37 protein-coding genes are annotated in these 24,678 nt (G+C 68.3%); 32 read left to right on the forward strand and 5 right to left on the reverse strand.

Annotation, left to right across the window (positions count from 1 at the left end; genetic code table 11):
• The first annotated feature begins 8 nt into the window (after positions 1-8).
• The 3 genes from ALI22I_RS34040 to ALI22I_RS34050 all read left to right on the forward strand — a co-directional run bounded on the left by ALI22I_RS34040 (position 9) and on the right by ALI22I_RS34050 (position 1,960).
• Entirely contained in the window at positions 9-1,298 is a 1,290-nt protein-coding gene (locus tag ALI22I_RS34040) for a tail fiber domain-containing protein (RefSeq protein ID WP_077009653.1), read from the forward strand.
• On the forward strand, positions 1,295-1,642 hold the full coding sequence (locus ALI22I_RS34045) for a DUF2746 domain-containing protein (RefSeq protein ID WP_077009654.1): 348 nt from the start codon (positions 1,295-1,297) through the stop codon (positions 1,640-1,642). The genes ALI22I_RS34040 and ALI22I_RS34045 overlap by 4 nt, the downstream gene beginning before the upstream one ends.
• Positions 1,643-1,732: 90 nt before the next feature.
• Positions 1,733-1,960, forward strand: coding sequence for a hypothetical protein (locus ALI22I_RS34050; protein WP_143532586.1), 228 nt, complete (start codon positions 1,733-1,735; stop codon positions 1,958-1,960).
• A 70-nt stretch (positions 1,961-2,030) separates the two neighbouring features.
• On the opposite strand, the gene ALI22I_RS34055 is transcribed toward ALI22I_RS34050, so the two are convergent.
• Entirely contained in the window at positions 2,031-2,321 is a 291-nt protein-coding gene (locus ALI22I_RS34055; protein ID WP_077009656.1) for a hypothetical protein, read from the reverse strand.
• A 149-nt stretch (positions 2,322-2,470) separates the two neighbouring features.
• Here ALI22I_RS34055 and ALI22I_RS34060 point away from each other — a divergent pair, with 149 nt between their 5' ends.
• The 22 genes from ALI22I_RS34060 (at position 2,471) to ALI22I_RS34170 (ending at position 13,487) form a co-directional block, all read left to right on the forward strand.
• A complete protein-coding gene (locus ALI22I_RS34060) occupies positions 2,471-2,932 on the forward strand; it encodes a hypothetical protein (protein WP_077009657.1) in 462 nt (153 codons plus the stop codon).
• Positions 2,933-3,272: 340 nt separating this feature from the next.
• Entirely contained in the window at positions 3,273-3,638 is a 366-nt protein-coding gene (locus tag ALI22I_RS34065; RefSeq protein WP_143532587.1) for a hypothetical protein, read from the forward strand.
• A complete protein-coding gene (locus tag ALI22I_RS34070; RefSeq protein ID WP_077009659.1) occupies positions 3,635-4,537 on the forward strand; it encodes a RecB family exonuclease in 903 nt (300 codons plus the stop codon). The genes ALI22I_RS34065 and ALI22I_RS34070 overlap by 4 nt, the downstream gene beginning before the upstream one ends.
• 36 nt (positions 4,538-4,573) lie before the next feature.
• Positions 4,574-5,104: a hypothetical protein gene (locus ALI22I_RS34075; protein WP_202971135.1), complete on the forward strand. Its 531-nt coding sequence runs from the start codon at positions 4,574-4,576 to the stop codon at positions 5,102-5,104.
• Positions 5,105-5,160: 56 nt separating this feature from the next.
• On the forward strand, positions 5,161-5,433 hold the full coding sequence (locus ALI22I_RS34080; protein ID WP_077009660.1) for a hypothetical protein: 273 nt from the start codon (positions 5,161-5,163) through the stop codon (positions 5,431-5,433).
• Between the two features lie 155 nt (positions 5,434-5,588).
• On the forward strand, positions 5,589-6,020 hold the full coding sequence (locus tag ALI22I_RS34085) for a hypothetical protein (RefSeq protein ID WP_077009661.1): 432 nt from the start codon (positions 5,589-5,591) through the stop codon (positions 6,018-6,020).
• A gap of 62 nt (positions 6,021-6,082) precedes the next feature.
• Positions 6,083-6,280 (forward strand): hypothetical protein, encoded by a 198-nt coding sequence (locus tag ALI22I_RS34090; protein ID WP_143532588.1) that lies wholly within the window; start codon positions 6,083-6,085, stop codon positions 6,278-6,280.
• A gap of 102 nt (positions 6,281-6,382) precedes the next feature.
• Positions 6,383-7,132 (forward strand): AAA family ATPase, encoded by a 750-nt coding sequence (locus ALI22I_RS34095; protein WP_274523030.1) that lies wholly within the window; start codon positions 6,383-6,385, stop codon positions 7,130-7,132.
• A gap of 31 nt (positions 7,133-7,163) precedes the next feature.
• The gene (locus ALI22I_RS34100) at positions 7,164-7,541 is read left to right on the forward strand and encodes a hypothetical protein (RefSeq protein WP_083752216.1); all 378 of its coding nucleotides are present in this window, start codon (positions 7,164-7,166) and stop codon (positions 7,539-7,541) included.
• Positions 7,538-7,858, forward strand: coding sequence for a hypothetical protein (locus ALI22I_RS34105; RefSeq protein ID WP_077009664.1), 321 nt, complete (start codon positions 7,538-7,540; stop codon positions 7,856-7,858). Before ALI22I_RS34100 ends, ALI22I_RS34105 begins: the two co-directional genes overlap by 4 nt.
• Before the next feature lie 74 nt (positions 7,859-7,932).
• On the forward strand, positions 7,933-8,238 hold the full coding sequence (locus tag ALI22I_RS55730; RefSeq protein ID WP_083752270.1) for a CHC2 zinc finger domain-containing protein: 306 nt from the start codon (positions 7,933-7,935) through the stop codon (positions 8,236-8,238).
• Positions 8,132-8,743, forward strand: a complete 612-nt coding sequence (locus ALI22I_RS34115) for a toprim domain-containing protein (RefSeq protein WP_202971136.1) — start codon at positions 8,132-8,134, stop codon at positions 8,741-8,743. Before ALI22I_RS55730 ends, ALI22I_RS34115 begins: the two co-directional genes overlap by 107 nt.
• Complete coding sequence (locus ALI22I_RS34120; RefSeq protein WP_077009666.1) at positions 8,740-8,949, forward strand: hypothetical protein; 210 nt, start codon at positions 8,740-8,742, stop codon at positions 8,947-8,949. The genes ALI22I_RS34115 and ALI22I_RS34120 overlap by 4 nt, the downstream gene beginning before the upstream one ends.
• Complete coding sequence (locus ALI22I_RS34125; RefSeq protein ID WP_083752217.1) at positions 8,946-9,311, forward strand: hypothetical protein; 366 nt, start codon at positions 8,946-8,948, stop codon at positions 9,309-9,311. Before ALI22I_RS34120 ends, ALI22I_RS34125 begins: the two co-directional genes overlap by 4 nt.
• The gene (locus ALI22I_RS34130) at positions 9,308-9,499 is read left to right on the forward strand and encodes a hypothetical protein (RefSeq protein ID WP_077009667.1); all 192 of its coding nucleotides are present in this window, start codon (positions 9,308-9,310) and stop codon (positions 9,497-9,499) included. Before ALI22I_RS34125 ends, ALI22I_RS34130 begins: the two co-directional genes overlap by 4 nt.
• Positions 9,496-9,678 (forward strand): hypothetical protein, encoded by a 183-nt coding sequence (locus ALI22I_RS34135; RefSeq protein WP_077009668.1) that lies wholly within the window; start codon positions 9,496-9,498, stop codon positions 9,676-9,678. The genes ALI22I_RS34130 and ALI22I_RS34135 overlap by 4 nt, the downstream gene beginning before the upstream one ends.
• Positions 9,675-10,073, forward strand: coding sequence for a hypothetical protein (locus ALI22I_RS34140; protein WP_077009669.1), 399 nt, complete (start codon positions 9,675-9,677; stop codon positions 10,071-10,073). Before ALI22I_RS34135 ends, ALI22I_RS34140 begins: the two co-directional genes overlap by 4 nt.
• A 210-nt stretch (positions 10,074-10,283) precedes the next feature.
• Positions 10,284-11,468 (forward strand): hypothetical protein, encoded by a 1,185-nt coding sequence (locus ALI22I_RS34150; protein ID WP_077009671.1) that lies wholly within the window; start codon positions 10,284-10,286, stop codon positions 11,466-11,468.
• Positions 11,465-11,767, forward strand: a complete 303-nt coding sequence (locus ALI22I_RS34155) for a hypothetical protein (protein ID WP_077009672.1) — start codon at positions 11,465-11,467, stop codon at positions 11,765-11,767. The genes ALI22I_RS34150 and ALI22I_RS34155 overlap by 4 nt, the downstream gene beginning before the upstream one ends.
• The gene (locus tag ALI22I_RS34160) at positions 11,764-12,129 is read left to right on the forward strand and encodes a sigma factor-like helix-turn-helix DNA-binding protein (protein ID WP_077009673.1); all 366 of its coding nucleotides are present in this window, start codon (positions 11,764-11,766) and stop codon (positions 12,127-12,129) included. The genes ALI22I_RS34155 and ALI22I_RS34160 overlap by 4 nt, the downstream gene beginning before the upstream one ends.
• On the forward strand, positions 12,126-12,407 hold the full coding sequence (locus ALI22I_RS34165) for a hypothetical protein (RefSeq protein ID WP_077009674.1): 282 nt from the start codon (positions 12,126-12,128) through the stop codon (positions 12,405-12,407). Before ALI22I_RS34160 ends, ALI22I_RS34165 begins: the two co-directional genes overlap by 4 nt.
• 297 nt (positions 12,408-12,704) lie before the next feature.
• A complete protein-coding gene (locus tag ALI22I_RS34170; RefSeq protein WP_077009675.1) occupies positions 12,705-13,487 on the forward strand; it encodes a hypothetical protein in 783 nt (260 codons plus the stop codon).
• A gap of 232 nt (positions 13,488-13,719) precedes the next feature.
• On the opposite strand, the gene ALI22I_RS34175 is transcribed toward ALI22I_RS34170, so the two are convergent.
• Together ALI22I_RS34175 and ALI22I_RS51420 are read right to left on the reverse strand one after the other, a co-directional pair.
• Positions 13,720-15,060, reverse strand: coding sequence for a helix-turn-helix domain-containing protein (locus ALI22I_RS34175; RefSeq protein WP_143532589.1), 1,341 nt, complete (start codon positions 15,058-15,060; stop codon positions 13,720-13,722).
• Positions 15,061-15,663: 603 nt separating this feature from the next.
• Positions 15,664-15,837: a hypothetical protein gene (locus ALI22I_RS51420; protein WP_179118454.1), complete on the reverse strand. Its 174-nt coding sequence runs from the start codon at positions 15,835-15,837 to the stop codon at positions 15,664-15,666.
• 165 nt (positions 15,838-16,002) lie between these two features.
• Here ALI22I_RS51420 and ALI22I_RS34180 point away from each other — a divergent pair, with 165 nt between their 5' ends.
• The 4 genes from ALI22I_RS34180 to ALI22I_RS34195 all read left to right on the forward strand — a co-directional run bounded on the left by ALI22I_RS34180 (position 16,003) and on the right by ALI22I_RS34195 (position 18,982).
• Entirely contained in the window at positions 16,003-16,437 is a 435-nt protein-coding gene (locus tag ALI22I_RS34180) for a hypothetical protein (protein ID WP_077009676.1), read from the forward strand.
• Positions 16,438-16,524: 87 nt separating this feature from the next.
• Entirely contained in the window at positions 16,525-16,854 is a 330-nt protein-coding gene (gene tgmA / locus ALI22I_RS34185; RefSeq protein ID WP_077009677.1) for a putative ATP-grasp-modified RiPP, read from the forward strand.
• The gene (gene tgmB / locus ALI22I_RS34190; protein WP_077009678.1) at positions 16,854-17,810 is read left to right on the forward strand and encodes an ATP-grasp ribosomal peptide maturase; all 957 of its coding nucleotides are present in this window, start codon (positions 16,854-16,856) and stop codon (positions 17,808-17,810) included. Before tgmA ends, tgmB begins: the two co-directional genes overlap by 1 nt.
• Positions 17,807-18,982, forward strand: a complete 1,176-nt coding sequence (locus ALI22I_RS34195) for a methyltransferase domain-containing protein (protein WP_077009679.1) — start codon at positions 17,807-17,809, stop codon at positions 18,980-18,982. The genes tgmB and ALI22I_RS34195 overlap by 4 nt, the downstream gene beginning before the upstream one ends.
• Positions 18,983-19,311: 329 nt before the next feature.
• On the opposite strand, the gene ALI22I_RS34205 is transcribed toward ALI22I_RS34195, so the two are convergent.
• Together ALI22I_RS34205 and ALI22I_RS34210 are read right to left on the reverse strand one after the other, a co-directional pair.
• The gene (locus ALI22I_RS34205) at positions 19,312-20,361 is read right to left on the reverse strand and encodes an amidohydrolase family protein (RefSeq protein ID WP_143532590.1); all 1,050 of its coding nucleotides are present in this window, start codon (positions 20,359-20,361) and stop codon (positions 19,312-19,314) included.
• A gap of 82 nt (positions 20,362-20,443) precedes the next feature.
• A complete protein-coding gene (locus ALI22I_RS34210; RefSeq protein ID WP_077009681.1) occupies positions 20,444-21,478 on the reverse strand; it encodes a LacI family DNA-binding transcriptional regulator in 1,035 nt (344 codons plus the stop codon).
• 226 nt (positions 21,479-21,704) lie between these two features.
• Between ALI22I_RS34210 and ALI22I_RS34215 the strand changes: the two genes are divergently transcribed.
• Genes ALI22I_RS34215 through ALI22I_RS34225 form a run of 3 tightly spaced genes read left to right on the forward strand, consistent with a single transcriptional unit; the run spans position 21,705 to position 24,559 of the window.
• The gene (locus tag ALI22I_RS34215; protein ID WP_077009682.1) at positions 21,705-22,751 is read left to right on the forward strand and encodes a sugar ABC transporter substrate-binding protein; all 1,047 of its coding nucleotides are present in this window, start codon (positions 21,705-21,707) and stop codon (positions 22,749-22,751) included.
• A gap of 3 nt (positions 22,752-22,754) precedes the next feature.
• Positions 22,755-23,789 (forward strand): ABC transporter permease, encoded by a 1,035-nt coding sequence (locus ALI22I_RS34220; protein ID WP_083752219.1) that lies wholly within the window; start codon positions 22,755-22,757, stop codon positions 23,787-23,789.
• Positions 23,786-24,559, forward strand: a complete 774-nt coding sequence (locus ALI22I_RS34225; protein ID WP_077009683.1) for an ATP-binding cassette domain-containing protein — start codon at positions 23,786-23,788, stop codon at positions 24,557-24,559. The genes ALI22I_RS34220 and ALI22I_RS34225 overlap by 4 nt, the downstream gene beginning before the upstream one ends.
• The last annotated feature ends 119 nt before the right edge of the window (positions 24,560-24,678 follow it).

The raw sequence follows: 24,678 nt of genomic DNA on the forward strand, positions 1-24,678 counted from the left end.
GGCCCGCAGTGGCAGTTACCTCCTTCCCGTTCGACGACCAGAGCACCACCGAGGCCCAGTACAGCGCGCTGTTCCGCGAGCTCCAGGACTCCGGTGTCGTGGACTCGGCGACCGGCTCCGGCTTCGCCGTCTCCGCGGACGCGGGCGGCATGTATGTCTGGGTCCAGCCCGGCTTCGCCATCGTGCGCGGCCATGCCGTGCTGAGCACCGCCGTGGAGCAGATCCCTATCCCCGCCGCGGAGTCCCTCGCGCGCACCGACCGCATCGTGCTGCGCCTGGACCCGACGCAGAACAAGATCAGCCTGGAGCCGCTGAAGGGCGAGCCGGGCGCAGGCCCGCCCCCGCTGACCCAGACCGACTCGGGTGTCTACGAGGTGCCGCTGAGCAAGGTTCCGGTCACGGTCGGCGCGACCAACATCGGCACCACCACCCCGCAGGACGACCGCCAGTTCGTCGGCAGCCGCGTGCGGGTGTGGCGCACCGAGACTCGGCCGAGCGACCCGCGCCTGGGTGTCTTGGGCCTGAACCAGAGCACCGGACGGTGGGAGTGGCACAACGGCACGACGTGGGTCGATCTCGCCCCGGTCATCGTGTGGGAGACCATCGAAGGCAAGCCGGGCACGTTCGCCCCGGCCCCGCACCGCCACCACTGGAACGACCTGGACGGCAAGCCGACCTCGTTCACCCCGGCCGCGCACTCCCACACCTGGGACAGCGTCACGGGCAAGCCCTCGGCGTTCCCTCCGACCGGCCACACGCACGGCAAAGGCGACATCTCCGGACTTCAGGCCGACCTGGACTACCTCGTCAACAGCAAGTCCTGGGCCGACCACGGCCACGGCCAGTACGCCACGTGGGGTCACCGGCACGGCGGTGGCGACATCGACGGCCACGTCTCCCGCGCCTGGGGCACCGACCGCGTCCACACCAACGGGCCGGGGCCGGGGCCCTGGTACGCCGCGTGGGTGGACGGCAACCGCAACTTCTGCCAGAACACCAGCGCGAGGCGGTTCAAGGAGAACATCCGGGACTACTGGATCTCCCCTGAGCGCGTGCTCGCGCTACGCCCGCGGGTCTACGACCGCAAGAACACCGACCACAAGGACGAGCTCGGCCTCATCGCCGAGGAGGTCAACGAGACGCTGCCGGAGATCGTCCAGCGCAACGAGGACGGCGTGATCATGTCCCTGCGCTACGACCTGCTCGGCGTCGCCCTCCTCCCGGTGGCGCAGGACCAGCAGGCGCGCATCGAGCGCCTGGAGCAGCTCGTCGCCGACCTCCTGGAGCGTGGCGCGTGAGCGACGCCGTGATCACCGCACTCATCACGTCCGGCTTCGCCTTCCTCGGCATCGTGGCGGGCCTGCTGAAGCGGCAGGACAAGAAGCTGTCCGAGGTCAAGGAGCACACCGCCGAGGCGCGCAAGCAGGTGCAGAACAGTCACTCGACGAACCTGCGCGACGACCTCGACAAGGTCATCTCCGGCCTGGGTCAAGTGCTCGCCGGGCAGGCCCGCCACGACGAGGCGCTGCGGCAGCACGGGCAGGAGATCGGCGGACTGCGCCGCGACCTGACCCACGAGCGGGCCGAGCGCCTGGCCGTGTCCGAGCGGCTCGACCGGCACATCGACAGCGTCGAGCGCTGACCCGCCCCACTTCCGCGAGGCCCTGCCACCAGCTCGACGGCGGGGCCTCGCGGCGTCTTCACCGACCCCACATTGAAGGAGAACGCCACCGTGGCTTCCACCCCGACCACCCCGACCAAGGCCCTCGTGATCCGCGGCGCGATCGTCACCGCGATCACCGGCCTCATCCACACCCTTGTCGTGCTCGGCGTCCTGCCGCTGTCCACGGAGGCCGAGGGCGCCATCGCTGACGTTGTCGATCAGCTCGGCACCGCCGTACTGATCGTCTGGCTGGGCGGCGCCGTGATCCCGTCCGGCGACGGCACCGACAAGGGCTGACGCCGGATACGCGAAAGCGCCCCACCTGCTGGTTCCTCCAGTAGGTGGGGCGCTTTCGTCGTCTGCCGGGTCAGGCCCTTTCGGCCTTCTCCCGCTCGATGTCCTCCATAGTCTTGACCTGAATGTCTCTGCGACGCACGGCTGCGGTCTTGGGCCTTGTGGCCTTGGTCTTGGACGTTGTGGCCTTCTGCGGCTTCGGCTTGGGCACGTCGGTGGCGAACAGGGCTTCGAGGGGTGCAGCGTGCTCGTCGCACAGGTCCGGGTTCGCCGTCGCGCCGTCGTCCAGGCGTCTGATCTCATAGCTGTTGGCCGGTTTGTCCTGGTCCTGACACACGTCGCACACGGTGAGCGTGAGCTTCATGACTGTGTTCCATCTCCCTCTGTTCACTCGAACGGACTAGGCTCACCTACTCGCAGGTGTGTAACCTTGACAGTCAGTTGATCAACGTGTCAAGGTTACACACATACGGTAGCCGAGTCGCAACTAACACAGCGGAGAGGGGAAGTGTCATGCCCGCGTCGAAGATCCAGGACGCGCAGGAGGTGGTTCGTTGGATTGAGGAGGGCAAGACCTACGCCTGGATGGTTCAGCAGTACAAAGAGAAGTACGGCATCGACACCACGATCACGATGTTCTCCAACTTCCGTAGGCGACGCGGATTGGAGCCGCGCATCGCGCGTGACCCGAACCTGGTCCCGTGGAAGGTCGAGGACGAACACGGCTGGAAGACGCCGCTGACACTGCTACGCCTGGAGGGGCGTCGGCGCAGCGGCCTCCCCCTGCGGCCGATCGACGTGACCCGCCTGGACAACTGGCTCGAATGGTTGGCGGAACAGGGCGCGGTCGTCCACTACGACCCCGACACTCCGGAGGGGTTCCACTACGTGAAACGTGAGGAGGGGGATGACGACATCATCCGGCGTCCACCCGACGAGCGTGACGGGCTTCGCCCATCCGATGACATTGAGTGACATGAGACCCCTCCCCCGATCGAGACGCATCGTCACACAGACCGCAGTTTTGCGGCAAGCGCTATCCGACACCATCTTGCATCCTCGCAGCGCCCCGAGCCTCGGCCGGGGCGCTGTCCGTTTTCCGCCGAACACCTGTGCGAAAGCTACTGCGCCGTAGGGGGTAACACGAGTCGCGCAGTTGCCGATGTTCGAGACAAACCATCATCACGTAGAGCGATCAAGGTCGTGGTTGTTTGCGCTAACACCGCCTCGCGTCTCGGACCCGTTGACACGTGATCGACGGACGGGTAGAACTGCCCCTGAATCTCTCAACTTACACACCGGAGGTTGTGCCCTCGTGCGCACTGCACCACCTTCCCCCGCGGCGTCCCGCCAGCGGGACGAGCTCGCCTCCACTCGGCCGCCCCTCGCCAACGAGGCGGGCGCCGTCGCATTGCTGACCGCCGAAGCTGTCGGTCAGGTCCGAGTCCACCTCGACGTCGAGGCGTTCGACTTCCACATGGATGTCGCACCCGACGCCGACATGCGGTGGGTGAGGGCCTCCCTCGCCTACCTGAAAATGCTCGGCTACGAACCAATCCCGCTGGACGAGGCCGACCCCGAGCTGCTCGACGACGACTGGGTCCGGCGCTACTTCGTGCCGATCGAACCGGTCGAGCACCGCAGTGAGCTCGTGATCGTCGCGCCGCGGGTGGCCGCTTGACCATCGAGGTACCGAGCCGCCTGTCCTATTCCTCTCTCTCCTCCTACGCCGAGTGCGGCGAGCGCTGGCGCCTGGAGCGCGGCCACAAGCTCAACGCCTCGACCTGGTTCGCCACCGTCGCAGGCTCAGCGGTCCACGAGATCACCGAAGCGCACGACCTGATCGAGGTCGGCCGCCGCGACGGCGACGTGCCCGAGTTCAAGCCGGTCTTCGATCGCCTGCTTGCCAAGGAGCGCGAGCTCGGCCGCGAGGTCAAGCCCTCGGGCAAGAAGCTCAAGAACATCGGCCCGTCCGGCGGGCCGAACAAGAAGGACTACGACTGGTGGCTGATCTACGGCCCCCTGTACGTGGAAAAGTGGCTGGCCTGGAAAGCGGCCAGCGACTGGAAGATCGCGATCCTGCCGGACGGCAGCGTCGGGATCGAGGTCATGGTCAACGACTCGATGGCGGGGGAGGACTTCCTCGGCTTCATCGACCGGGTCTACATCACCCCGCAGGGGCAGATCGTGATCATCGACCTCAAGACCGGGTCGGTGCCGATGTCCTCGCTCCAGCTCGGCAGCTACTCCGTGGCCCTGTGGCGCAAGTACGGGCTGTTCGCGGAGTGGGGCGCGTACTGGATGGCGAGCGACGGCGAGCTGACCCCGCTGAAGGACCTGACGGCGTACTCCGACGAGTACATCGACGAGCAGTACGCGATGGCCTGGCGAGGCATCCGTAACGGCGTTTTCCTTCCGAACGTGACGTCACTGTGCAACGGCTGCGGCGTACGCGCCTACTGCCGCGCAGTCGGCGGCCTGCGCTCCAACGAGCTGCCGATCCGGGACGACCTGATCCTCAAGCCCGCTGTGAACCAGGTCACGGACTCTCAAGTTGCACACTCTGGTCCAGGTGTGTAAGTTGAGAGATACCAAGCGAGAGGAGCTCACAGCCCAGTGAGTAGCGAGAGCAAGGCCCGCGGCATCACGGTCACCATCAAGTACGGCAAGGGCTACGAGGAGACCTGGGCGGTCTTCAACGGCCTGCCGGACGAGGTTCGCGCGGACCTCATCAGGTACTTCGGTCTGGACGAGTACGCGGCGAGCGGCCTGACGCTCAACGAGCTGGTCATCAACGCGACCAAGGTCGCGCACGGCGGCCCGATCCCGATGCCCACACAGGCAGCGCAGGCCGCGCCCGACGAGGCGCAGGTGATGCAGCTCCTGAAGGACGAGCTCGGCGCCCGCCCGATCCAGGAGCCGGCCCCGAAGGGCGACCCCTGGGCGGACGCCGGAAGCTCGGCCGGGTCGCCGCCCTGGGACATCTCGGAGAAGCCCGCCGTGAACCCGATGCTCGCCCAGATCGAGGCGTGCAAGTCCGTGCCGGAGCTCCAGCGCCTGTGGGCCGAGAACCAGGCCGCCTTCCAGGACGGCGCCCTCATGGACGCCTACAAGGCCAAGGGCCGCGCGCTCAAGGCCGCGGCCTGATCCCAGGCCCATCTCCCCGTCCTTCCCGCTCGTACCACAGAGGAGAACCTCCACCCGTGCTGAAGAAGCTGCTGAGCGGCCACCCCGCCGAGCCCGCCGAGCCCAACCTCGATGAACGTTCCGCCATCGCGGCGGCCCGAGCCGAGTCCGCGAAGTCCGTCTTCAAGACGACCATCGACGAACTGGAGGCCGCGGCCCGCGAGCAGGAGCTCGTCGCGCAGCTCGCGCAGGAGGAGATCGAGGAGCTGGCGGGCACCGCCTCCTCGGCCGCGTTCCAGGCCGCGGACAACCGCGCAGCCGCAGACAAGCTGCGCCAGCTCATCGCCTGACAGGGCTTGCCTTTTCACCGCCGGGTGTGTAAGTTGAGAAGTGCATCCGGCGGCATCTGGCCCGCCCTTTTTTAGAAGTGAGTGTGTAACCTGAGAGGTTACCTCCTTCACCGCATCACCTTTCCTCATCGCCGAACACAGGGAGTACCCACACAGTGCTGAACTTCGTTGACATCCCCCAGCAGTCCGGCGGCTGGTTCAAGCCCTCGGAGCACCAGGGGGCAGTCGCGATCCTCGTCGAGGTCAAGGGCTTCGACCGGCAGCGCCCCACCCCGAACGGCCCGAAGGACAGCGCCCTCACGGACCTGTCGATCTTCAACTCGCAGGCCGACCTCGACGCCGGTACCCCGACCGAGGTCAAGGGCGTGCGCATCGAGCAGACCGTCCTGGCTCGCGACCTCGCGGGCCTGGTCAACTCGGCCACGGTCGTCACCGTGACCCAGGTCCCGAACAAGAAGCCGGGCGCCCACCCGGCGTGGGTGTGGCGGCCGGTCGAGCGCGCGGTCATGCAGAAGGTCGTCGAGTACGCGAACAAGCGCGAGCAGGCTGTCCAGGCGGCCGTGGCGGCGGCGCCGGACTTCGACTGATGGCCGAGGCGCAGCAGGGGACGAGGCGGGCCTCCCGGTCCGCCTCTCCCCCTGTCCCCAGCGTGAGTCGGCTCGTGCACTACTCGACCGACCCGGACGGCGCGACGCGCGCCGCGCTCATCACCGACGTCCACGAGGACGGCTCGACGGCGGACCTGTTGGTGTTCAACCAGGTCGCCCCGTACGTGCACCCGCTGCCCGGCGTGCCGTTCGCGATCGAGCCCGCCCCCGGTCACTACAACTGGCCCCCGCGGGCCTGAGAGGAGGCGTAGCAGTTGCTCACGCCCTCGCGGTCGCTGAGCCTGCACGCCGAGTCCGGCCGTGAGCTCCCCAGGGTGGCGGCATTCCAGTCTCTCTACGACATGGGATGCCGCCCCCGGCACGGGGAAGTCATCATGATCGCCGGACGAAGCGGCACGCAGAAGTCGGGTCTGGCCCTGTTCTGGGTCGCCAGCATGAACCGCCCCACCCTCTACTTCTCCGCGGACATGAGCGCCTTCACGGCCTCGTCGCGGCTCGCCTCTATGGCGTCGGGCGACACCACGGAGATGGTCGAGGCGGGCATGGCGGCGGGCGGTCACCACCGCCAGCGCTACCTGGACGCCCTCGCCGGAAGCCGCCTCACCTTCTCGTTCGGCTCGCCGATCACCTGGCGCGCGGTAGACGAGGAGATCGAGGCGTACATCGAGCTGTGGAACGCCTACCCGGAAGTGATCGTCTTCGACAACCTCATGGACTTCGAGGGCGCGGAGAGCGACTACACCGAGCAGATGGCGGTGATGAGCTCGGCGACCGAGCTCGCCCGCGCCACGGGCGCAACGGTGATCCTGCTCCACCACGCCAGCGACAAGTCCTGGGAAGCCAAGAGTGACCCGTGGGCGCCGCCGTCGCGCGACCAGGTCAAGGGCGGCCTGTCGGAGAAGCCGGAGCTGTCGCTCTCGGTGGCACTCGACCCGACGTCGCTGATCTACAGGATCGCCGTCATCAAGCAGCGCATGGGGCCCTGCGACCCCACCGCTCGCACCTACGCGACGTTGCGGTGCGAGCCCGACAAGACCCGTTTCCACGCCCTCGACGCCACCAACCCGGCGCTGGTCGGGGTGTCGCTGTGATCTTCAACGACCGCACCGGAGGTGTGACCCAGTGACCGACATCGCGAAGCGGAACGCCGCCAACCGGCGGCGCGGCGCGCAGTGGCAGAGCGACCTCCGCAACGGCCTGCGCGAGCACAACCTCGACGTCGAGCGCCTCGTGCTCACCGGCAAGGAGGACGAGGGCGATCTCGTAGTGCGCGACTTCGCGCGGCCCGGCGAGTTCGTCGTGATCGAGGCCAAGGCGGGCCAGCTCCACGTCACGGACTTCGTCCGCCAAGCCCTGATCGAGGGCGGGCACTTCGCCGCCCACCGCAACCTCGACCGGGCGCGCGTCGCCAGCATCGCCGTGGTCAAGCGCCGCGGACTGAACTGGAAGGACGCGCTCGTGCTCACGACCGTGGGCGACTACTTCGGGTTGACCAGGTGACGGACGAGCACCTGGAGCCCTACCTCGACGTCATCGACAACGTGGTGGACCAGCTCCTCCGCAAGGCCCACCTGTTCGGCGGCGAGTGGGAGGAGTGGCTGGCCCTGCGCGACTGGCCGCAGGGCGGCAACAACTCCGCGACCGTGAACTTCGAGATCGACGCCCTTCTGGCGGCCGACGACGACGGCGAGCACTGGGGCGTCCGCCAAATCCGCGCCGCCGAGATCCTGTTCGACGTCGAGCAGCCGCCCCCGACGCTGGCCGAGCTCGGCTACGACCGCGCCACCGGAACCCTGCGGGGTCGGAGGCTCGCGTGAGCGACGACCAGCGCCCGGACCTCGGCGCGTTGCTCGACCACTACGGCGTCGAGCACACCGACCGCGCCACCCAGATGGTCCGGTGCCCGCTCCACGAGGACAACACCCCCTCCTGCTCCATTCACCTGGAGAAGGGCCTCTGGCGCTGCCATTCATGCGGCGGAGGCGGGAGCAGTTACGACCTGATCATGCGGAAGGAGAACGTCGATTTCCTCGGAGCACGAGCCTTTGCAGCCTCTCTCAACATCCCAGCGGGAAGCGCTGGAGGAGGCGGTGAGCTCGTATCAGGAAGCGCTTACGGCGGACGCCGCAAGGTGGCTGGCCGGAAGGGGGCTCAACCGGGAGCAGGCGGTTACGTTCCGGCTTGGCGTCGTCGGTGAACCCCACCCCGGCCACGGCAAGTACCGCGGGTTCCTGGCGATCCCGTACCTCGACCACAACGGGAAGCCGCTGACCGTGCGGTTCCGCTGCCTGGCGGAACACGACCACAGGGCGTACTTCCACGGCAAGTACATGACCCTGAAGGACGACCCGCCCCGGATGTTCAACGTGGGCGCGGTGCACCGGGCAGCCGACGAGATCCACGTGACCGAGGGCGAGCTCGACGCGGTCGTCCTGACGATGCTCGGCCTGCACGCGGTTGCCATCCCCGGCGCCGAGATGTGGATGCCCCGACACCGCCGGATGCTTGCAGGCTTCTCCCGCGTGTGGGTCTGGGGCGACCCGGACGACGCGGGCGCCGAGTTCACCAACCGGGTCGCGCGCTCGCTGCGCGCGGCCAAGGGCGTCCGCCTGACCCTCGGCGACGTCACCGACACCTACCTGAAGGCCGGGCCCTCGGCCCTGCTCGACCTGATCAAGCCCAAGGAGCTGGCCGCCGCGTGACCCTTCGCAAGGCGCTGCGCGTCCTGACCGGACGACCCTCGTACGCCGTCACCGTGACCCTCGGCCACCGCTTCGACGGAAACCCCGGCGTCACCCTCTCGGTTGGTGGCCGAGACCCGTGGTGCTTCGACGATCCCGAGGCGCTCCGGCGCCTCCACGACCAGCTCCTTCCCGCGATCGACCACCTGGAGGGCAACACCCCGTGACGCTGACCTACGACGAGCTCGTCCGCCGCAACGAGGCGGTCCGGCTGACCAACAACACCCTGTCCCTCGTGCGCGGCGAGCGCATCAGCCAGGACGCCCAGTGGGGCGTGCTGGACCATCCGGACGGCACGGGCCCCGCGTTCGCCGCGATGCTCAAGGACTGGCGCGAGTACGTGGACATGGCGGCGACCTACGGGATGCTCACCTGGCGCGACATCCTCGTGGAGGAGCTGTTCGAGGTGCTCTGCGAGCAAGACCCCGAGCGCCTCGGCACGGAGCTGGTCCAGCTCGCTGGCGTCGCGGTGGCCTGGCGCGAGCACCTGCACCGCCGCGGAGCCGCGCCCGTCGTGGCGGCAGCGTGACCGCCGGTCTCACGCACGGGGCCATCGCCCAGGTGCGCCGGGCCGAGACGCCCGACGAGCTGGTGCTCGCGCAGTACTGCGACCACGACGGCGACGGCGACGCGCACTGGTGCTACTTCGGCACCGACTGGACCGACCGCCCCGAGGACGTCACGGTTGTAAACCGCGCCCTGGTCGTCCTGCTGTGATCGCAGGCTTCTCGCATGGCGACCTGGCCTACGTCCTGCGCTACGGCGAGGACGAGCCCGAGCTCGGCCAGTTCAACTTCACCAGCCAGGGCGGCTACTGGGCGTTCTTCGGCTCCGACCAGATCGACTTTCCACAGGACGTGACCGTCCTCCGACGAGCGGTGGTGCTTCCCGAGTGACCGAACAGCTCAAGGACTGGCGCGGCACTCCGATCAAGGAGTGGCAGACCGTGATCTACGGAGCCCCGGTCGGTCGCAGCGTCGCGATGGTGGAAGGCACGGTCGTCGGCTTCACGCCGAGCGGTCGCGTGTGGATCGAGGTCAAGCACCGGGCGTACGGCGGTTGGGGGGCCGAGCGGAAGCCGCGCGTGCACGTCGGCCCTGACCGGCTGACCGTCGTGACCGAGCTGCCCCCCACCAGCCTGCCGACCGAGGCCGAAGCCGCCGCGGCCGAGAAGGCGAGGTTGCGGGACAGCTACCTGGAGCGGCTGGCCGAGCTGAAAGCGGGCGCAGCGCCGCGCGGGGCGTGGGAGACCACCGAGTACGTCAGCCACCAGATCGCGCGGTACTCGTGACCGAACCCCTTCCCGGCGCGCCGGGCCCCACCCTCGCGGCCCTCTGGGACGGCCTCAGCCCCGTCCAGAGGGCCGCTCTGCGCCCGCACCTACTCGGCAACACGTCAGCCGACTGGCTGACCGCCGTCCTGCGTGAGCACGGGCACACCGTGTCCGCCTCCACCATCCGCAACTACAGGCGAACACATCGCCAGAAGGGGGGTGTCCACATTGGCTGACAACCTGACGGAGCAGCTCCTCGCCAAGCCGGTCGGCCCCACCATCGCCCCGCGAGCGACCAATCCCGAACGGGACTTCACGCGCCAGGTCGAGGTCTCCGGCGACACCGCCGAGGTCACCGTTCGCAGCGACGTCCAGGTGGACGAGAGCGCCGCGGCCAACTTCCTACGGGAGCAGGGCGAAGACCCCTTGCTGTGGGAGGTGACCGGGTTCCGCGCCTCGGAGTGGACGATGGCCAACGGCTCGACCGGCGTCTCCACGAGGTACTCCTTTGCCCGACGCGGCACCGTCGCCAGCGCCGAGCGCCCGCCGCTCGACGAGCTGTTTGCCGAGATCCGCGCGCAGAAGCCGGCCGCCAAGCGCGCCGAGGGTGACCACGGCTTCATGGTGGCACTGGGCGACACCCAGTTCGGCAAGATCGACGGCGACGGGGTTGAGGGCACGCTGAAGCGCGCCATCGACGGCATCGACCGCGCGGCCGAGCTGCTGGAGCTCCACCGCCTGCGCTTCGACATCGGACACGTTCACCTCGCCTGGCTCGGTGACCACACCGAGGGCTTCGTCTCGCAGGGCGGCTCGAACGTCTGGCGAACCCGGCTCACGCAGACCGAGCAGATCCGGCTGCACCGCCGCGTGATGCTCCACGCGCTGCTGACCTTCGCCCCGCTCGCCGAACGGCTGACCCAGGCCGCGGTGCCCGGCAATCACGACCAGGCGGTCCGCATCCAGGGCAAGGGACTGACCCGCTACGACGACAGCCACGACACCGAGTCCCTGATCGCCGTCGCCGACGCCGCGCAGCTCAACCCCGAGGCGTTCGGGCACGTGGAGTTCTTCGTCCCCGAGACGGACGAACTGACCGTCGTGCTGCCGGTCGCCGGGACCGTCGTGGCTCACGCGCACGGCCACCAGTGGAAGCCCGGCAAGCACTTCGAGTGGTGGAAGGGCCAGGCGTTCAACACAGCCTCCCCGATGCACCAGGCGGACCTTCTGTTGGCCGGTCACCTACACCACGAGCACATCGACAGCGACGGCCGTCGCCTGTTCATCCAGCCGCCCGCACTGGAGTCGGAATCCACGTGGTGGCGGCACGCCAAGGGCACGACCGGCCACCCCGGCTTGATCGTCGCCGTAACCAAGGACGGGGCTGTAGGGCCCCTGGAGGTGGTTCGTTGATCGACCTGATGGACTGGGACCTGGCCCAGCTCGAACCGGTGCGCGGAGCGATCGACATCGCCGCCACCAGCGTGGTCAGGGACTTCGGGCACGTCGTCGAGCTGGACGACCTGAAGCAGGAAGCGGCGATCCTCGTCGCCAGCAACCCGGCCAAGGTCCGCGACTACCTGGCGGACGAGGAACACCCGAGTCACCTCATCCGGTGGATCTGGTCGCGGCTCAGGGACCAGATCCGACCCCTGGTCCGCAGGGCCAACCAGACCGTGTCGCTGACGCGCGTGGAGGCGACGCACCAGTGACCTACACCCCGGAGCAGGTCGAGCGACTTCTGCCGACCGTCTGGGGCGGGACGTGGGCCTGGGGGCGGCAGAACCCCCAGGCCCCGGACCCGGACATGCCCCGAGCAACGAGCGTGGCCTCCCAGGGCGGCACCTACTGGGCCCACCTGGCGGACATCCGCATGGCCTGGCGCACCGCCTGGGCCCTGACCCGTGAGATGCGGGTCGCGCTCCTCCTGACCTACGGCTGGGGCTGGACGCAGGAGGAGATCGCCGAGCACGAGCAGGTCAGCCAGCGCGCGATCAGCAAGCGCATCGCCCGCGGCTTGGAGCTGCTCGCATACGCCATGAACGAGCCGGACGCCAGGAGGACTGCCGCGTGACCGCCCAGAACACCTCGATCGACCGGCGCCCGCCGGGCAGCACGCCCCCGATCGCCCCCACCGTGTACGCCAGCCGCGTGCCGAGCCGCTCGCCGAACTGGAAGGTGCACACCACTCTCGGCCGGGCCCACGCCGCGGTCGCCTGGAGTCCCTACAGCGGTGCGCGCGGCGGCGAGGTGTGGAAGCTCGTCGAAGGCGAGTGGAAGCTCCTCGACACCGTCGAGTCCGGAACTTCTGCCGACGCGCTGCCGTGGCACGCCGGAACTTCCGCTCGCTGAGCCTCGCCGAGAGGCCGGAAGGACGAAGCCCCCTACCCCTGACTCGGGGTAGGGGGCTTCCGTCGTTTGGGGAGGAAGTACGTGGTGCGGCAGCTCGACGCCGGGAAGCCGCCGGACCTTGTCCAGGGCCTGGCGATGTGTGTAACCTGAGATGGTCTTAGTGAAGCGAGCCCAGGCGGTGCCGCCAGCACCGGTCCTGGGCTCTTGATCGGGAGAGGTCCCCGACCCATGCAAGAGCGTACTTCGGCGTGCCCTGGCACGCCCAAACGGAGCCGTACGGAGCGCGCCGAGCGCGCCGTGCAGGTCTCCATCCTCGCCCTCGTCGGCAGTGCCGCGGGCGTGGTGAGCTTCTCGCACGTGCACCAGTGGTCGATGACCCACCTACCCGCAGGGACTCCCAGCGCCTTCGGCTGGGTCAACGCGGCAGTCTCCGAGCTCGTGCCCATCGGCGCGCTGATCACCATCCGCCAGCGGCGACGGACCGGGCGCAGCATCATCTACCCCGCCGCGATCCTCGTCGGCGCAAGCTTGCTCTCCCTCGCCGCTCAGCTCGCCGTCGCCACGCCGAGCCCTTCGGGCTGGCTGCTGGCCTCGGTTCCGACGCTGGCGTTCATGGCGCTCTCCAAGCTTGTCCTGGCCGAACTTCCGGTCGGTACTTCGGGGCCAAGTGGACAGGTTGGGGACTCGGGCTTGCCCGAGGTTCCGGCGCCGTCCGAGGTTCGCCATGTTCCGGTTGCTCAAGCTCCGCAGAAGCGGGCGCCGGAACTTCCTGCCACCGAGCCCGAGGCGGAAGTTCCGGCCAAGACACGGGGGCCGGAGCCGCGCCGCGTGGAGCCGGAAGTTCCGGCCGTGGCCGTCGTGCCGATCGAGCAGGCGCAGGAAGGCAGGCGCAAGCGCGTGCCCGCGGAAGTGCTGCGCGCCAGGGCGCTGGAACTCCTTGCGTCCCCGGACAGGCCCACCAAGGCGGCCGTGGCCGCCGAGCTCGGCGTGTCCGACCGCAGGCTGCGCCAGGTCTTGAGCACAGACGACGGAAGGGGGGTCGAGGGCGCCGAGCTCGCCTGGACCGCCACGGCGAGGTAGCCGGAAACGCAATAAGCCCCCTCTCGGCATCGAGAGGGGGCTTCTGTGTTCCGTTGATCAGCGGACAGCCGCAGGGCTTCGCGGGCATGCAGCACCGCCGGTCACGAGCTGCCATGAGCGGCACGCTCGGTTGAACGCAGCGAAGCCCCCACCCTGAATCGGGTGGGGGCTTCGCTGTTCGAGGAGGTGCAACCGGGATCGCTCGTAGAACACTGGGGCGCCTGCGACCAGTTCAGGCCACTTTGAGTACTTGGGTGATCTTCAGACGAAGGTCGGAGGCCCCCGGCAGGGCGACGTGGCGCGTCAGCGCCGTGTGAATCTCCGCAAGGTCGTCCCTCGCCCGCTTCGACTTCAGCGGGGCTTCAGCGCTCAGTGCGTCACGGGCGTGTGCAACGCCCTGGCTGGCGTCGCCGACCTTAAGCTCCAGGATGGCCAGCTTGCTGAGCGCGAACGCCCGTGCACGCGCTTGCGTTGGCGTGTAAGAGGCGACCGACTGCCGCAGGCGGTTGCGAGTGTCGTCGACATGGCCGCCTGTGAGCGCCACATCAAGGAGGCCATGTCCGGTGTCACCGGCCAAGGCGGCTGAACTGAAGTACGTAATCCACGGCGGATCGTCGTTGGGATTCCGGTTACTGAAATGGTCTTCGGCGGCGAGCACCGCACCGTAGGCTTCTTCTCCCCGATTACCCATCTTCGCCAAGGCGCGAGCGCGCACAGTGGACAACATTGCGCGAACAGTCGCGGTTTGCCGATCCTGGCGAACCTGGGCGAGCTCGATGAGGCTTAGCCCGTCGTCGGGGCGACCGACATAGATTGCTTGACGGGCCATGTCGGACAGGACGTTGGCTCGTAGGCCCCAGTCGTTCGCCTGCTCAGCGCAGTACAGCGCCAAATTAAAGTGCTGGCGCGCGTCATCGTGGTAGCCCGCGTCAAAAGCCCCCCAGCCAGCGATGTCCGCCAAAAAGCCAACCGAGCGGTACAGGTCATCTTTTACACGGCCTGTCGAATCCGCTTTCAACAAGCCTGTCGCCCATTTCACCTGTTCGGCAATCGCAGCTCTGCACGCGCCGCCGCCGTACAGATCTTGCCAATCACCGAAGGTGCTGATGGCATGGTCTATCTGCTGAACGTCGGTAGCGCCTACACGCGATGGAGTGTCTCCAGCGGCGGCACGGCTGAGCGCCTCGGCGACAGGGTTGCCGAGAGCCGCGCTTGCCACGGTGGCGACCACCCCACGAAGAAACATCTGCCGCTTCACGTCGTCACCCTCTCGGACATCCTCGAACGGACCCACTACCGGGCCTCCGACGGTAGCCGCTTTGCGGCGAGCCGGGTAGAACCCGAGGTCGGCATCCGAGCGCGCCCCCAGCACGACGCACAGTGCGCGCCTGTAATGCCGGTTAGGCCACGTATGGACGCCGCGTTCCAGCTTGCTGATGTAGTCGGCGTCCATCGCGCCAGGCGCGCCCGTATCTGCCTCCACCTGCGCGTTTGCACGTTCGGCCAACCCCGCCTGCGTCAGCCTGAGCGCGGTGCGAAACGTGGTGAGTCGCCGATTTGGCACGCTGGACACCCTGCCACCCCTCTGTGCTCGCCTCCTAGCTCAGCGTAGCCCTTCGGCAGGTCGAACAGGCGCACCTGCGACCAAACCTCCGTCCAAGCCTCCTAGTAGGGCTCTGGGCATCCCTGCCATCCAACACGCCTACAGGCGTGTTCCGCATTCACCTGGCCAACCTCTGTTCCTGGTCACACCATTCCACAGCAAAATTGCTTAGGCGGGCCGGTAAATGAACGACAGTCGGCATCCGCCTAATTCGAGAAGCATCCGGTTTGGAGACCTGAATGAACGCTGACGTGCAGTTCGGCAGAGGCAGGGGCGGGGCCGGAACGGGGCCAACCGAAGGCCACGGAAAGGATGGTGGGGAAAAGACCCCGAGCGGCAAGAACCCAGGCCCGCCGAGCCTGCCGCCCAACCCTGACATGCCCGGCAAGTAGTGAGCCGGCACCGCCGCGGAGCGCAGCGCGATTGCGTCGTGCGCGGCGGGTGGGGTCGTGTGGCGATCAGCTATCCACCAACACAGCCACACGGCCCAACTCGTCCAGGCAGCGCCTACGTGTCTTCGCTATCTCGGTGGCACCCGCCCGGAGATCAACCGGCCGGGTAGCCGCCGCCCGACTATGCAGAGTCGCCGCTTTCTCGACCTTTCAGCAAGGCCAGAATTTCGCTTACGTCCTTGCGCAATTCGGCGACTTCTTCAGTGAGCTTTGTGAGCTGCTCATCGTTTTTACCGTTCAGTTCGGCCAGTCGGGACTCTAGACCCTTGACGCGGAACTCCAGCCTACTTGTCATATCGAGCATTCTAGCGAGTGGGGCTGATCCGCGGCAGGGTGAGGCCGACGAAGTTGGCCAACGGGCAGGCGCCCCCTAGCTACAGATAAGAGGTCTGGCGGTTTGCCTTCCGACCGGTTACCGGACCGCAACCACGAACGAGGCCGACTGGAGGTGGGTCACCCGATGTTCACGTACCTGCTTGACCACTGGGCTGCCGTCCTGGGTGTGGTAGTTGCTCTCGCCCTGTTCGGCCTCTTCATCTGTCTCCTGCGCACGCCCGCTGGCCAGCACGCCAACATCAGGGGCGCGGCGCTCACCGTGGAGCGGGTGCTGCAAATCAGTGAGGCTGAAGCGCTGGCGAGGCGAGCACGCGAGACAGATGAAGCTGGCGTCGATCCCGACGCGGACACCCTGTTCATCTCGGCGGTCGTACGGCCGTATCTGGCTTACGCCGAGAGACGTCGGGCGGCAGAGCCACCCCTCCGGCGCGGGCGGCTCGGCCCTGCGTTCGCGCAGGAGTGGGCGGCGCAAACGGCGGCCCGGCGCAACACCCCTTTCGGTCAACCGCAAACCCCAACCTGGCTGGATGATCAGACGGCAGCCTGTTCGTCGCCGTAGCGCGCATCGAAGGTTCTCGTCGGGACATCGCCACACCAATCCCCCGGCGCATCCCGCGCCGGAGGTACGGATGAGAGGAACGCACGCATGACGACAGCACTCACCCCGCCGCCCGAGCTCGATCCGTTCGCCCCGGTCAGCGGCCAGTTCGCCCTTCGGGGGTCGACGTCGGTCGAGCAGGTGACCGACATCCCGTCCCCCGCGGGCATCCGTCCCTTCGGCCTCCGTCGCGCCACCCCGGTCAGGCCGGGCGTGACGATCCAGGAGTGGACCTACGACAGCGAGGCGCAGAAGGCCGTTGACGCCTTCGGTGTGCCGCTGATCGACCTGCCCCACATGGGTCCCCCCACGGCCAACACGACTTCGAGCGTGGACGGGGAAGACCCGCCCAGCGCCGAGGACTGGAACAACGACTGATGACGGTCCTCATCCTCGCGCCCGAACTGGATCTCACCGCTGACCGCATGGTCAAGGCGCTGGAAGACCGCGCTGTGCCCGTGGTCCGCATGGACACAGCCTGGTTTCCACAGAGAGCGGGCATCGACGCGGAACTGCGGAACGGGCGGTGGATGGGGACCTTGTCCGCCGCCGAGCGGACTGTAGAGCTGGAAGGGCTGCGGTCGATCTGGTACCGCAGCCCCTCCGCCTTCGGCTTCCCCGAAGGCATGACCGCGACCGAACAGCACTGGGCCATGACCGAGGCCAAACTCGGCCTCGGCGGGGTGCTGGCGTCGCTGCCCGTGAAGTGGGTAAACCATCCGGCGCGAAACGCTGACGCCTCATACAAGCCGGTACAGCTCGTCACCGCGGCGCGATGCGGTCTGACCGTGGCCGAAACCTTGATCACGAACAGTCAGGCCGCGGTGCTGCGCTTCGCCGCAAGTGGCCAAACCGTGACCAAGGCGCTCGGGGCGCCCTCGATTCGCGAAGAGGGGGGACGCAAGACGGCCTTCACCCAACTACTGGCAGCCTCCGACTTGAGCGATCTTCGTGGCGTCGAGGTCACCGCGCACCAGTTCCAACGGTGGGTGCCCAAGTCCTACGAAGTCCGCGTGATCGTCGCTGGAGGCAGCCTGTTCGCAGCGGCGATCCACTCGAACAACGCGGAGACATACATCGACTGGCGCAACGACTACAAGGCGCTGAGTTACAACCGCGTCGACCCGCCACCAGGCGTTGCGACCGGCGTCCGCGAATACTGCCGCGAACTGGGTCTGGCCTACGGCGCGTTCGACTTCGTGGTTCGCCCAGACGGGGAATGGGTCTTCCTGGAGTGCAATGCAGGCGGCCAGTACGGTTGGCTCGAAGACGCGGCCGAGCTGCCGATCACCGCGGCACTCGCGGACCTCTTGGAGAAAGGGAACGGCGCATGACGGCAACCGTCCTGCCGTGGCGAGACCTGGCCCGGAAGCTCGCCGACGAGATCGTGGCGGAAGGCGTCCTTCGGACCCCTGCGCTGCGTCGGGCGGTAGAGGAGACCCCCAGGCACGTGTTCGTGCCGTACTTCTTTGCCCAGCAGCCGGACAGGTCGTGGGCGCAGACGACCAACGAGGATGACAACTGGCTCACCGCTGTCTACCGAAACGAGCCGCTGGTCACCGACTTGGCCACGACTGCCAACGGCGATCGGGTCACGGTGTCGTCCTCGACCAAGCCGGGCCTGATGGTCCGAATGCTGGAAGCCCTGAACCTGGCTGACGACCATCGCGTGCTGGAGATCGGGACTGGGACCGGCTACAACGCAGCCCTTCTCTGCCGTCGCCTCGGGGACGGGCAAGTCTTCTCCGTTGACATCGGGGCATCGCTGGTCGAAGCCGCTGGCGAGCGCTTGAACTCACTTGGGCTAACCCCCACCTTGGCGGCCACCCACGGCGTGCGAGGGCTGCCCGAACACGCGCCGTTCGACCGGATCATCGCCACGTGCTCCGTTCCCGCGATCCCGTGGACGTGGGCTGAGCAGGTGCGCGAGGGTGGCCTCGTGCTCGTTGACCTCAAGCCCAGCGTGCACGCCGGGAACCTCGCACTGCTGACGCGGCACGCCGACCGGCTCGAAGGTCGGTTCCTGCCCCGGTGGGCCGGGTTCATGGCGATGAGGGGCGCCGACCAGGCGCCGGAAGGCTTGCATGTGCACGGCGACGGCGCGTCCGGAGATCGGTCGGAAACCCGCCTGCCCGCAACGCCGTGGACCCAGCTCGTGCCCTGGTTCCTGGCCCAGGCGGAGATGCCCGGCGAGGTGTCCGTCGGGTACCGCGGCGCGACCGGCAGCGGGCCCGAATGGGCCACGCTCAGCTCCTCGGACGGCTCATGGGCGTGGGCCCGAATGCAAGCTGACGAGTCCGGCACCCGCGAGGTGTGCCAAGGCGGGCCCGCGAAACTGTGGGAGCAGGTAGAAGCAGCACATGAGGCGTGGCAAGCACTAGGGAGCCCCGACTGGGATCGCTTCGGCCTCACCGTGACCCCGGACGGCCTCCATCGCGTGTGGCTCGACGAGGCAGATGGCGACCACAAGTGGGTTCTGCCTCAACGGTCCAACCTATCGAGCTAGGACGAGGCGTCGCCCATAGCGGAGCCAAGCACAACACTGAGTAACCGGCTTGCCAGGTGGGTGGCGCGGGCGGCAGCCCGCAACAGCGAAGTCGCTCGCGCTCCCGCTCGGCCGCTCCTCGCGCCCCTGCCGATCGTGTACCGACGGGAAGATCATATTCAGTATCCGTGCAGGTCAGAGTCGGTGTGTATACCGCCCTCCGGAGGCGGGAGCGCAGGTTCGAATCCTGCCGGGGGCACATCGTTTGAACCGCACGAATAAGGCCCTTGACCGGCATTGATCCGGTCAAGGGCCTTATTCGTGCGGCGCGTGGCCAGGTCGGACGCTGGTCAGCGGGGTCGGATGGGGTGGCCGCGGAGGATTACGGCGAGGGGGTGGGCTAGTTGGTTCAGGTCCGTGCGGGGGTCTTCGGCGTAGATGACGGCGTCTGCTGGTGCTCCCGGTTCGAGGCCGGGGAGGCCGAGGTAGGCGCGGGCGTCCCAGGAGGCGGCGGCCAGGGCGTCGTGTGGTCGCATTCCGGCTGCGGACAGGGCTTGTACTTCGTCGATGATCCGGCCGTGCGGTAGGGAGTCCGTGCCGGCTAGGACTCGGACGCCTGCTTCGGCTGCGGCGGCGACCAGGGAGGCGTGTGCTTGGGCGCCTTGGACGTACCACTGCTTGTGAGGGCTGTCGGGTCTGCGCAGTACCTCCGGCAGCGACCGTTCGCACACCGACAACGTCGGCGTCAGCGCGGTGCCCTGGTCGGCCATGCGGGTGAGGAGTTCGGGGTCCAGCAACATCCCGTGCTCCACCGAGTCGACGCCGGCGGCCACTGCGGCTGCGCCGCCTGCGGCCTGCTGGGTGTGCACGGCGACTCGGCCTCCTACCGCGTGTACCGCCTCGACCACGGCGGTCAGCACTTCGACCGGGATCGGCTCGTCGTTCGAGCGCCAGTCGGCGATGATCTTGGCCCAGCCGGTGCGCCCTGCTTGGGCGGCTGCGACGGCGGGCATCTCGGCGTGGTCGGCGCGGCGGCCCCAGCCGTCGAAGAACTGGCCGTGTTGCGCCAGCCACGGACCGGCGTGCCAGGCCCTGGGTGACTCGGGGTCCGTGCCGAACCACGGCGGCGGTTCGCCGGCCAGGCCCGGTGAGCGGATCACGGTCACGCCGGCGTCGACGTGCTGCCGGAGGTGGTCGCGGAGCAGTCCCTCGTCGAGCGGGTCGCCCGCCGCCTCGACGCCGGGGTGGGTGTGCGCGTCGACCAGGCCGGGTAACAGCCACCCCTCGGCGACCAGGTCCGCGTTCCGCACGGGGTCGGTGGTCCACCTGTCACCGTCGGCGTACAGGTCTACGTACTCGCCGTGAGGTAGGGCACGGCCTCGAATTCGGGCGATCGCCATGGTTCCAGCTCTACGCGCCGAGTCGTGCGGGGGCAAGGTCGGTTCAGGGTGGACTGACAATCGCGGCCGGGTGTGCCGGTGCTCAGCTTTCCGGTGGGATTTCGCCGGAGCCTCGGCGGATGAGGGTGGCTGGGATGACCGCGTGCGACGGGGGGAGGTGGTGGTTCTCGATCCGGGCGAAGATGAGGTCCGCTGCCTTGCGGCCGAGGCCGGGGACGTCTTGGCGGACTACCGTGATGCCGGGCTCCAGCATGTCGGCCAACGGGAAGTCGTCGAAGCCGATCTGGGCGATCCGGTGGTGCATGCGGCGGGATCTCAGGACTCGCATCGCGCCCACCGTGACGAGGTTCTGCGCGGTGAACAGGGCGGTGGGTGGGTCGGGCAGGTCCAGGAGCGCCGCGGTTGCCTGTTCGGCCAGGTCGGGGCCCTTGAGGTCGGTGCAGACCAGGTCTTTGCGGAGCTTGAGGCCGGAGTGGGCCAGGCCCTCCAGGTAACCGGTGTAGCGCTCGTGGCTGGTCCACAACGTCTGGCGGTCGCCCAGGAACGCGATGTCGCGGTGGCCCAGCTCGGCCAGCTGCACGACCGCCTCACGGGCGCTCTCACGGTTCGTCGTCGTCACGCTGTCGGTCTCGCCGAACGTCGGCGGCCGGTCCACCAGGACCATCGGGGTGCCGCGCTCGCGCTCCTGCTGCAACGCGTCCTGGTGGCCGCCGACGGCCATCACGACCATGCCGTCCACCCTCCGTGACGCCAGGGACGCCAGCAGTTCGCGCTGGAGGCTGGGGTCGTCCTCGCTGCTCCCCGCCAGCACCAGCACCCCGCTCTGCCTGGCCCGGTCCTCCACGGCCCGGAGCAGGGCCGAGTCGAAGGGGTTGGACAGGTCCTCGAACAGCACGCCGATGGTGGCGCTGCGCTTGTCCGACCGTCGCAGGCTGCTCGCGGTCAGGTTCGGGCGGTAGCCGAGGGTGCGGGCCGCCGCACGGACGCGCTCGATGGCCTCCGGCCCGACCCCGGGCTGGTCGTTGATCACTCGCGAGACCGTTTTGGCGCTTACCCGGGCCAGCGCGGCGACGTCGCGCATCGTCGGTTCGGGGCGCCGTCCGGCTCCTGAGTCCATCGTTGATTGCTCCAACCCGAGTAACGCTTGCGTAACGGCGACTTGTCGTGACTTCACGCACAAAGCTAGCGTCAACGATGACTTAACGGAATCCCCGAGGTTGCGACGCTCGGCCCGACTGGGCGCGTAAGCCCAGTGTTCCTACCCGAAAATCTCTGAGATCAGGCCCGAACGGCCGGATCCGCGCCTCGCGGCGCACTACGTCAACGTTGACTCAGGAGGAAGCGTGTCGAAGCGGAAGCTCACCGCGGTGGCGTCCTTGGCGGTGGTCCCCCTGATGGTGTTGTCGGCCTGCGGTGGCGGCGACACCGCCCAGGACGGCGAGGGCGTGCTGGTCGGCCTGGTCACCAAGACCGACACGAACCCGTTCTTCGTGAAGATGAAGGAAGGCGCGCAGCAGGCCGCCGGCACGTCCGACGCCAGGGTGCAGTCCTTCGCGGGCAAGCAGGACGGCGACAACCAGTCGCAGGTCGACGCGATCGAGAACCTGATCGGCGCGGGCGCGAAGGGCATCCTGATCACGCCCAACGACTCGAAGGCGATCGTGCCGTCGGTGGACAAGGCCCGCCAGGCCGGGCTGCTGGTCATCGCGCTGGACACCCAGCTGGAACCGGCGGACGCCGCCGACGCGACCTTCGCCACCGACAACTACCAGGCCGGGAAGCTGATCGGCGAGTGGGCGAAGGCGAAGTTCGCCAAGGACGGCAAGCAGGCCAAGATCGCGATGCTGGACCTCAACCCGAACCAGGTGTCCGTGGACGTGCAGCGCGACCAGGGCTTCCTGGAGGGCTTCGGCATCGACGTGAAGGACAAGACCAAGATCGGTGACGAGAGCGACCCGCGGATCGTGGGCCACGACGTCACCGACGGCGATCCCTCAGGAGGCCGGACGGCGATGGAGAACCTGCTCCAGAAGGACCCCGGCATCAACCTCGTCTACACGATCAACGAGCCGGCCGCCGCGGGCGCGTACGAGGCGCTGAAGGCCGCGGGCAAGGAGAAGGACGTCACCATCGTCTCCGTCGACGGTGGCTGCCCCGGCGTGGAGAACGTCAAGACGGGCATCATCGGCGCCACCTCGCAGCAGTACCCGCTGAAGATGGCGCAGCTCGGCGTCGAGGCCGTCGCCAAGTTCGCCGCGGACGGCACTAAGCCGCAGGCCACCCCGGGCAAGGACTTCGTCGACACCGGTGTCACGCTGATCACCGACCAGCCGGCCGAAGGGGTGGAATCGCAGGATTCCGCCTGGGGTCTCGAGAACTGCTGGGGCTGACACATGTCGACCACGTTGTCCTCCAAACAGGACCCCGGCCCGCTCGGCGGCGACCACGTAGACCGCTCGCCGCTGAGCCGGATCCAGCACCTGCTGCACGCGCAGGCCACCATCGGGCCCGCGGTGGTGCTGCTGGTCTCGATCGTCGTGTTCGCCCTGATGTCCGACCGGTTCCTCCAGCCGGGCAACATCTCCCTGATCCTGCAACAGGTCGCGGTCGTCGGCACGCTCGCCGTCGGCCAGACGATCATCATCCTGACCGCGGGCATCGACCTGTCGTGCGGCGCGATCATGGTGTTGACGTCGATCGTGATGGCGAAGGTGGCGGCGGAGACCGGGCTGCCCGGCGTGCCCGCGCTGCTGCTCGGTTTCCTCGTCGGCACGGCCTGCGGCCTGATCAACGGGATGCTGATCACGCGGCTGAAGTTGCCGCCGTTCATCGTCACGCTGGGCACGTTGAACGTGTTCTTCGCGCTCAACCTCTGGTACTCCGAGAGCGCCACGATCCGCGGCACGGAGATGCCGTCGTTGCTGCTGTGGACGGGTGAGACGTTCACGATCGGCGGCACGCGCATCACCTACGGGTCGATCATCATGGTGGTGCTGGTCGGTGTGATGGCGTTCGTGCTCAAGAACACCGCGTGGGGCCGGCACGTCTACGCGACCGGTGACGACGCGGAGGCGTCCCGCCTGTCCGGTATCCGCACCGGTCGGGTGCTGCTGAGCGTGTACGCGACGGCGGGCGCGGTGTACGCGTTGAGCGCGTGGATCCTGATCGGCCGGATCGCGTCGGCCAGCCCCCAGGCCGGGCAGCTGGAGAACCTCGACTCGATCACGGCGGTCGTCATCGGCGGCACCAGCCTGTTCGGCGGTCGCGGCGCGATCATCGGCTCGCTGCTGGGCGCGCTGATCGTCGGCGTGTTCCGCAACGGTCTGGCGTTGGCCGGGGTGGACGTGCTGTGGCAGACGCTGGCCGTCGGCGTGCTGATCATCGTCGCGGTGTCGCTGGACCAGTGGATTCGGAAGGTGAAGCCATGACCACGCCGGTGCTCCAGGCCCGCGGGCTGGTCAAGCGCTACGGGAAGGTGACCGCGCTGGCGGGGTCCGACCTGGAGTTGCTGCCGGGCGAGATCCTGGCCGTCATCGGCGACAACGGCGCCGGGAAGTCCAGCCTGATCAAGGCGTTGTCCGGCGCGGTCGTGCCGGACGAGGGCGAGATCATGCTGGACGGCGCCCCGGTGTCGTTCTCCACGCCGATCGACGCGCGGAACGCCGGTATCGAGACGGTGCACCAGACCCTGGCCGTCTCGCCGTCGCTGGACATCGCGAGCAACCTGTTCCTCGGTCGCGAACGCCGCCGCAAGGGCGTGCTGGGCACGGTGTTCCGGATGCTCGACCGCAACGGTATGCGCGACGAGGCACGTCGGCAGCTCGACGCCCTGGGGATCATGACGATCCAGAACCCCGGCCAGGCGGTGGAGACGTTGTCCGGTGGGCAGCGGCAGGCGGTCGCGGTGGCGCGGGCCGCCGCGTTCGGCAGCCGGGTGGTGATCATGGACGAGCCGACGGCGGCGTTGGGCGTGCGCGAGTCCCGTGCCGTGCTCGACCTCGTGCTCCAGGTGCGGGAACGCGGCCTGCCGGTGATCCTGATCAGCCACAACATGCCGCACGTGTTCGAGGTGGCCGACCGCATCCACATCCAGCGGCTGGGTCGGCGCAAGGCGGTCGTGGACCCGAAGACCGTGTCGATGTCGGACGCGGTCGCGATCATGACCGGCGCGATGGAGCCGCCCGAGCAGGCGGCCTGACCCGGGCCGCTTGAGTCTCCCGCAACGGGAGGCAGCAGAGTGGAGGGCATGGACGGCGCTGTGTTGGATTGCCGCTCCTCCGGAGACGGCGGGCGAGGTCGCCTGGAAGTCGCGACCTC

It is taken from the genome of Saccharothrix sp. ALI-22-I, from assembly GCF_001984175.1.
Lineage (GTDB): Bacteria > Actinomycetota > Actinomycetes > Mycobacteriales > Pseudonocardiaceae > Actinosynnema.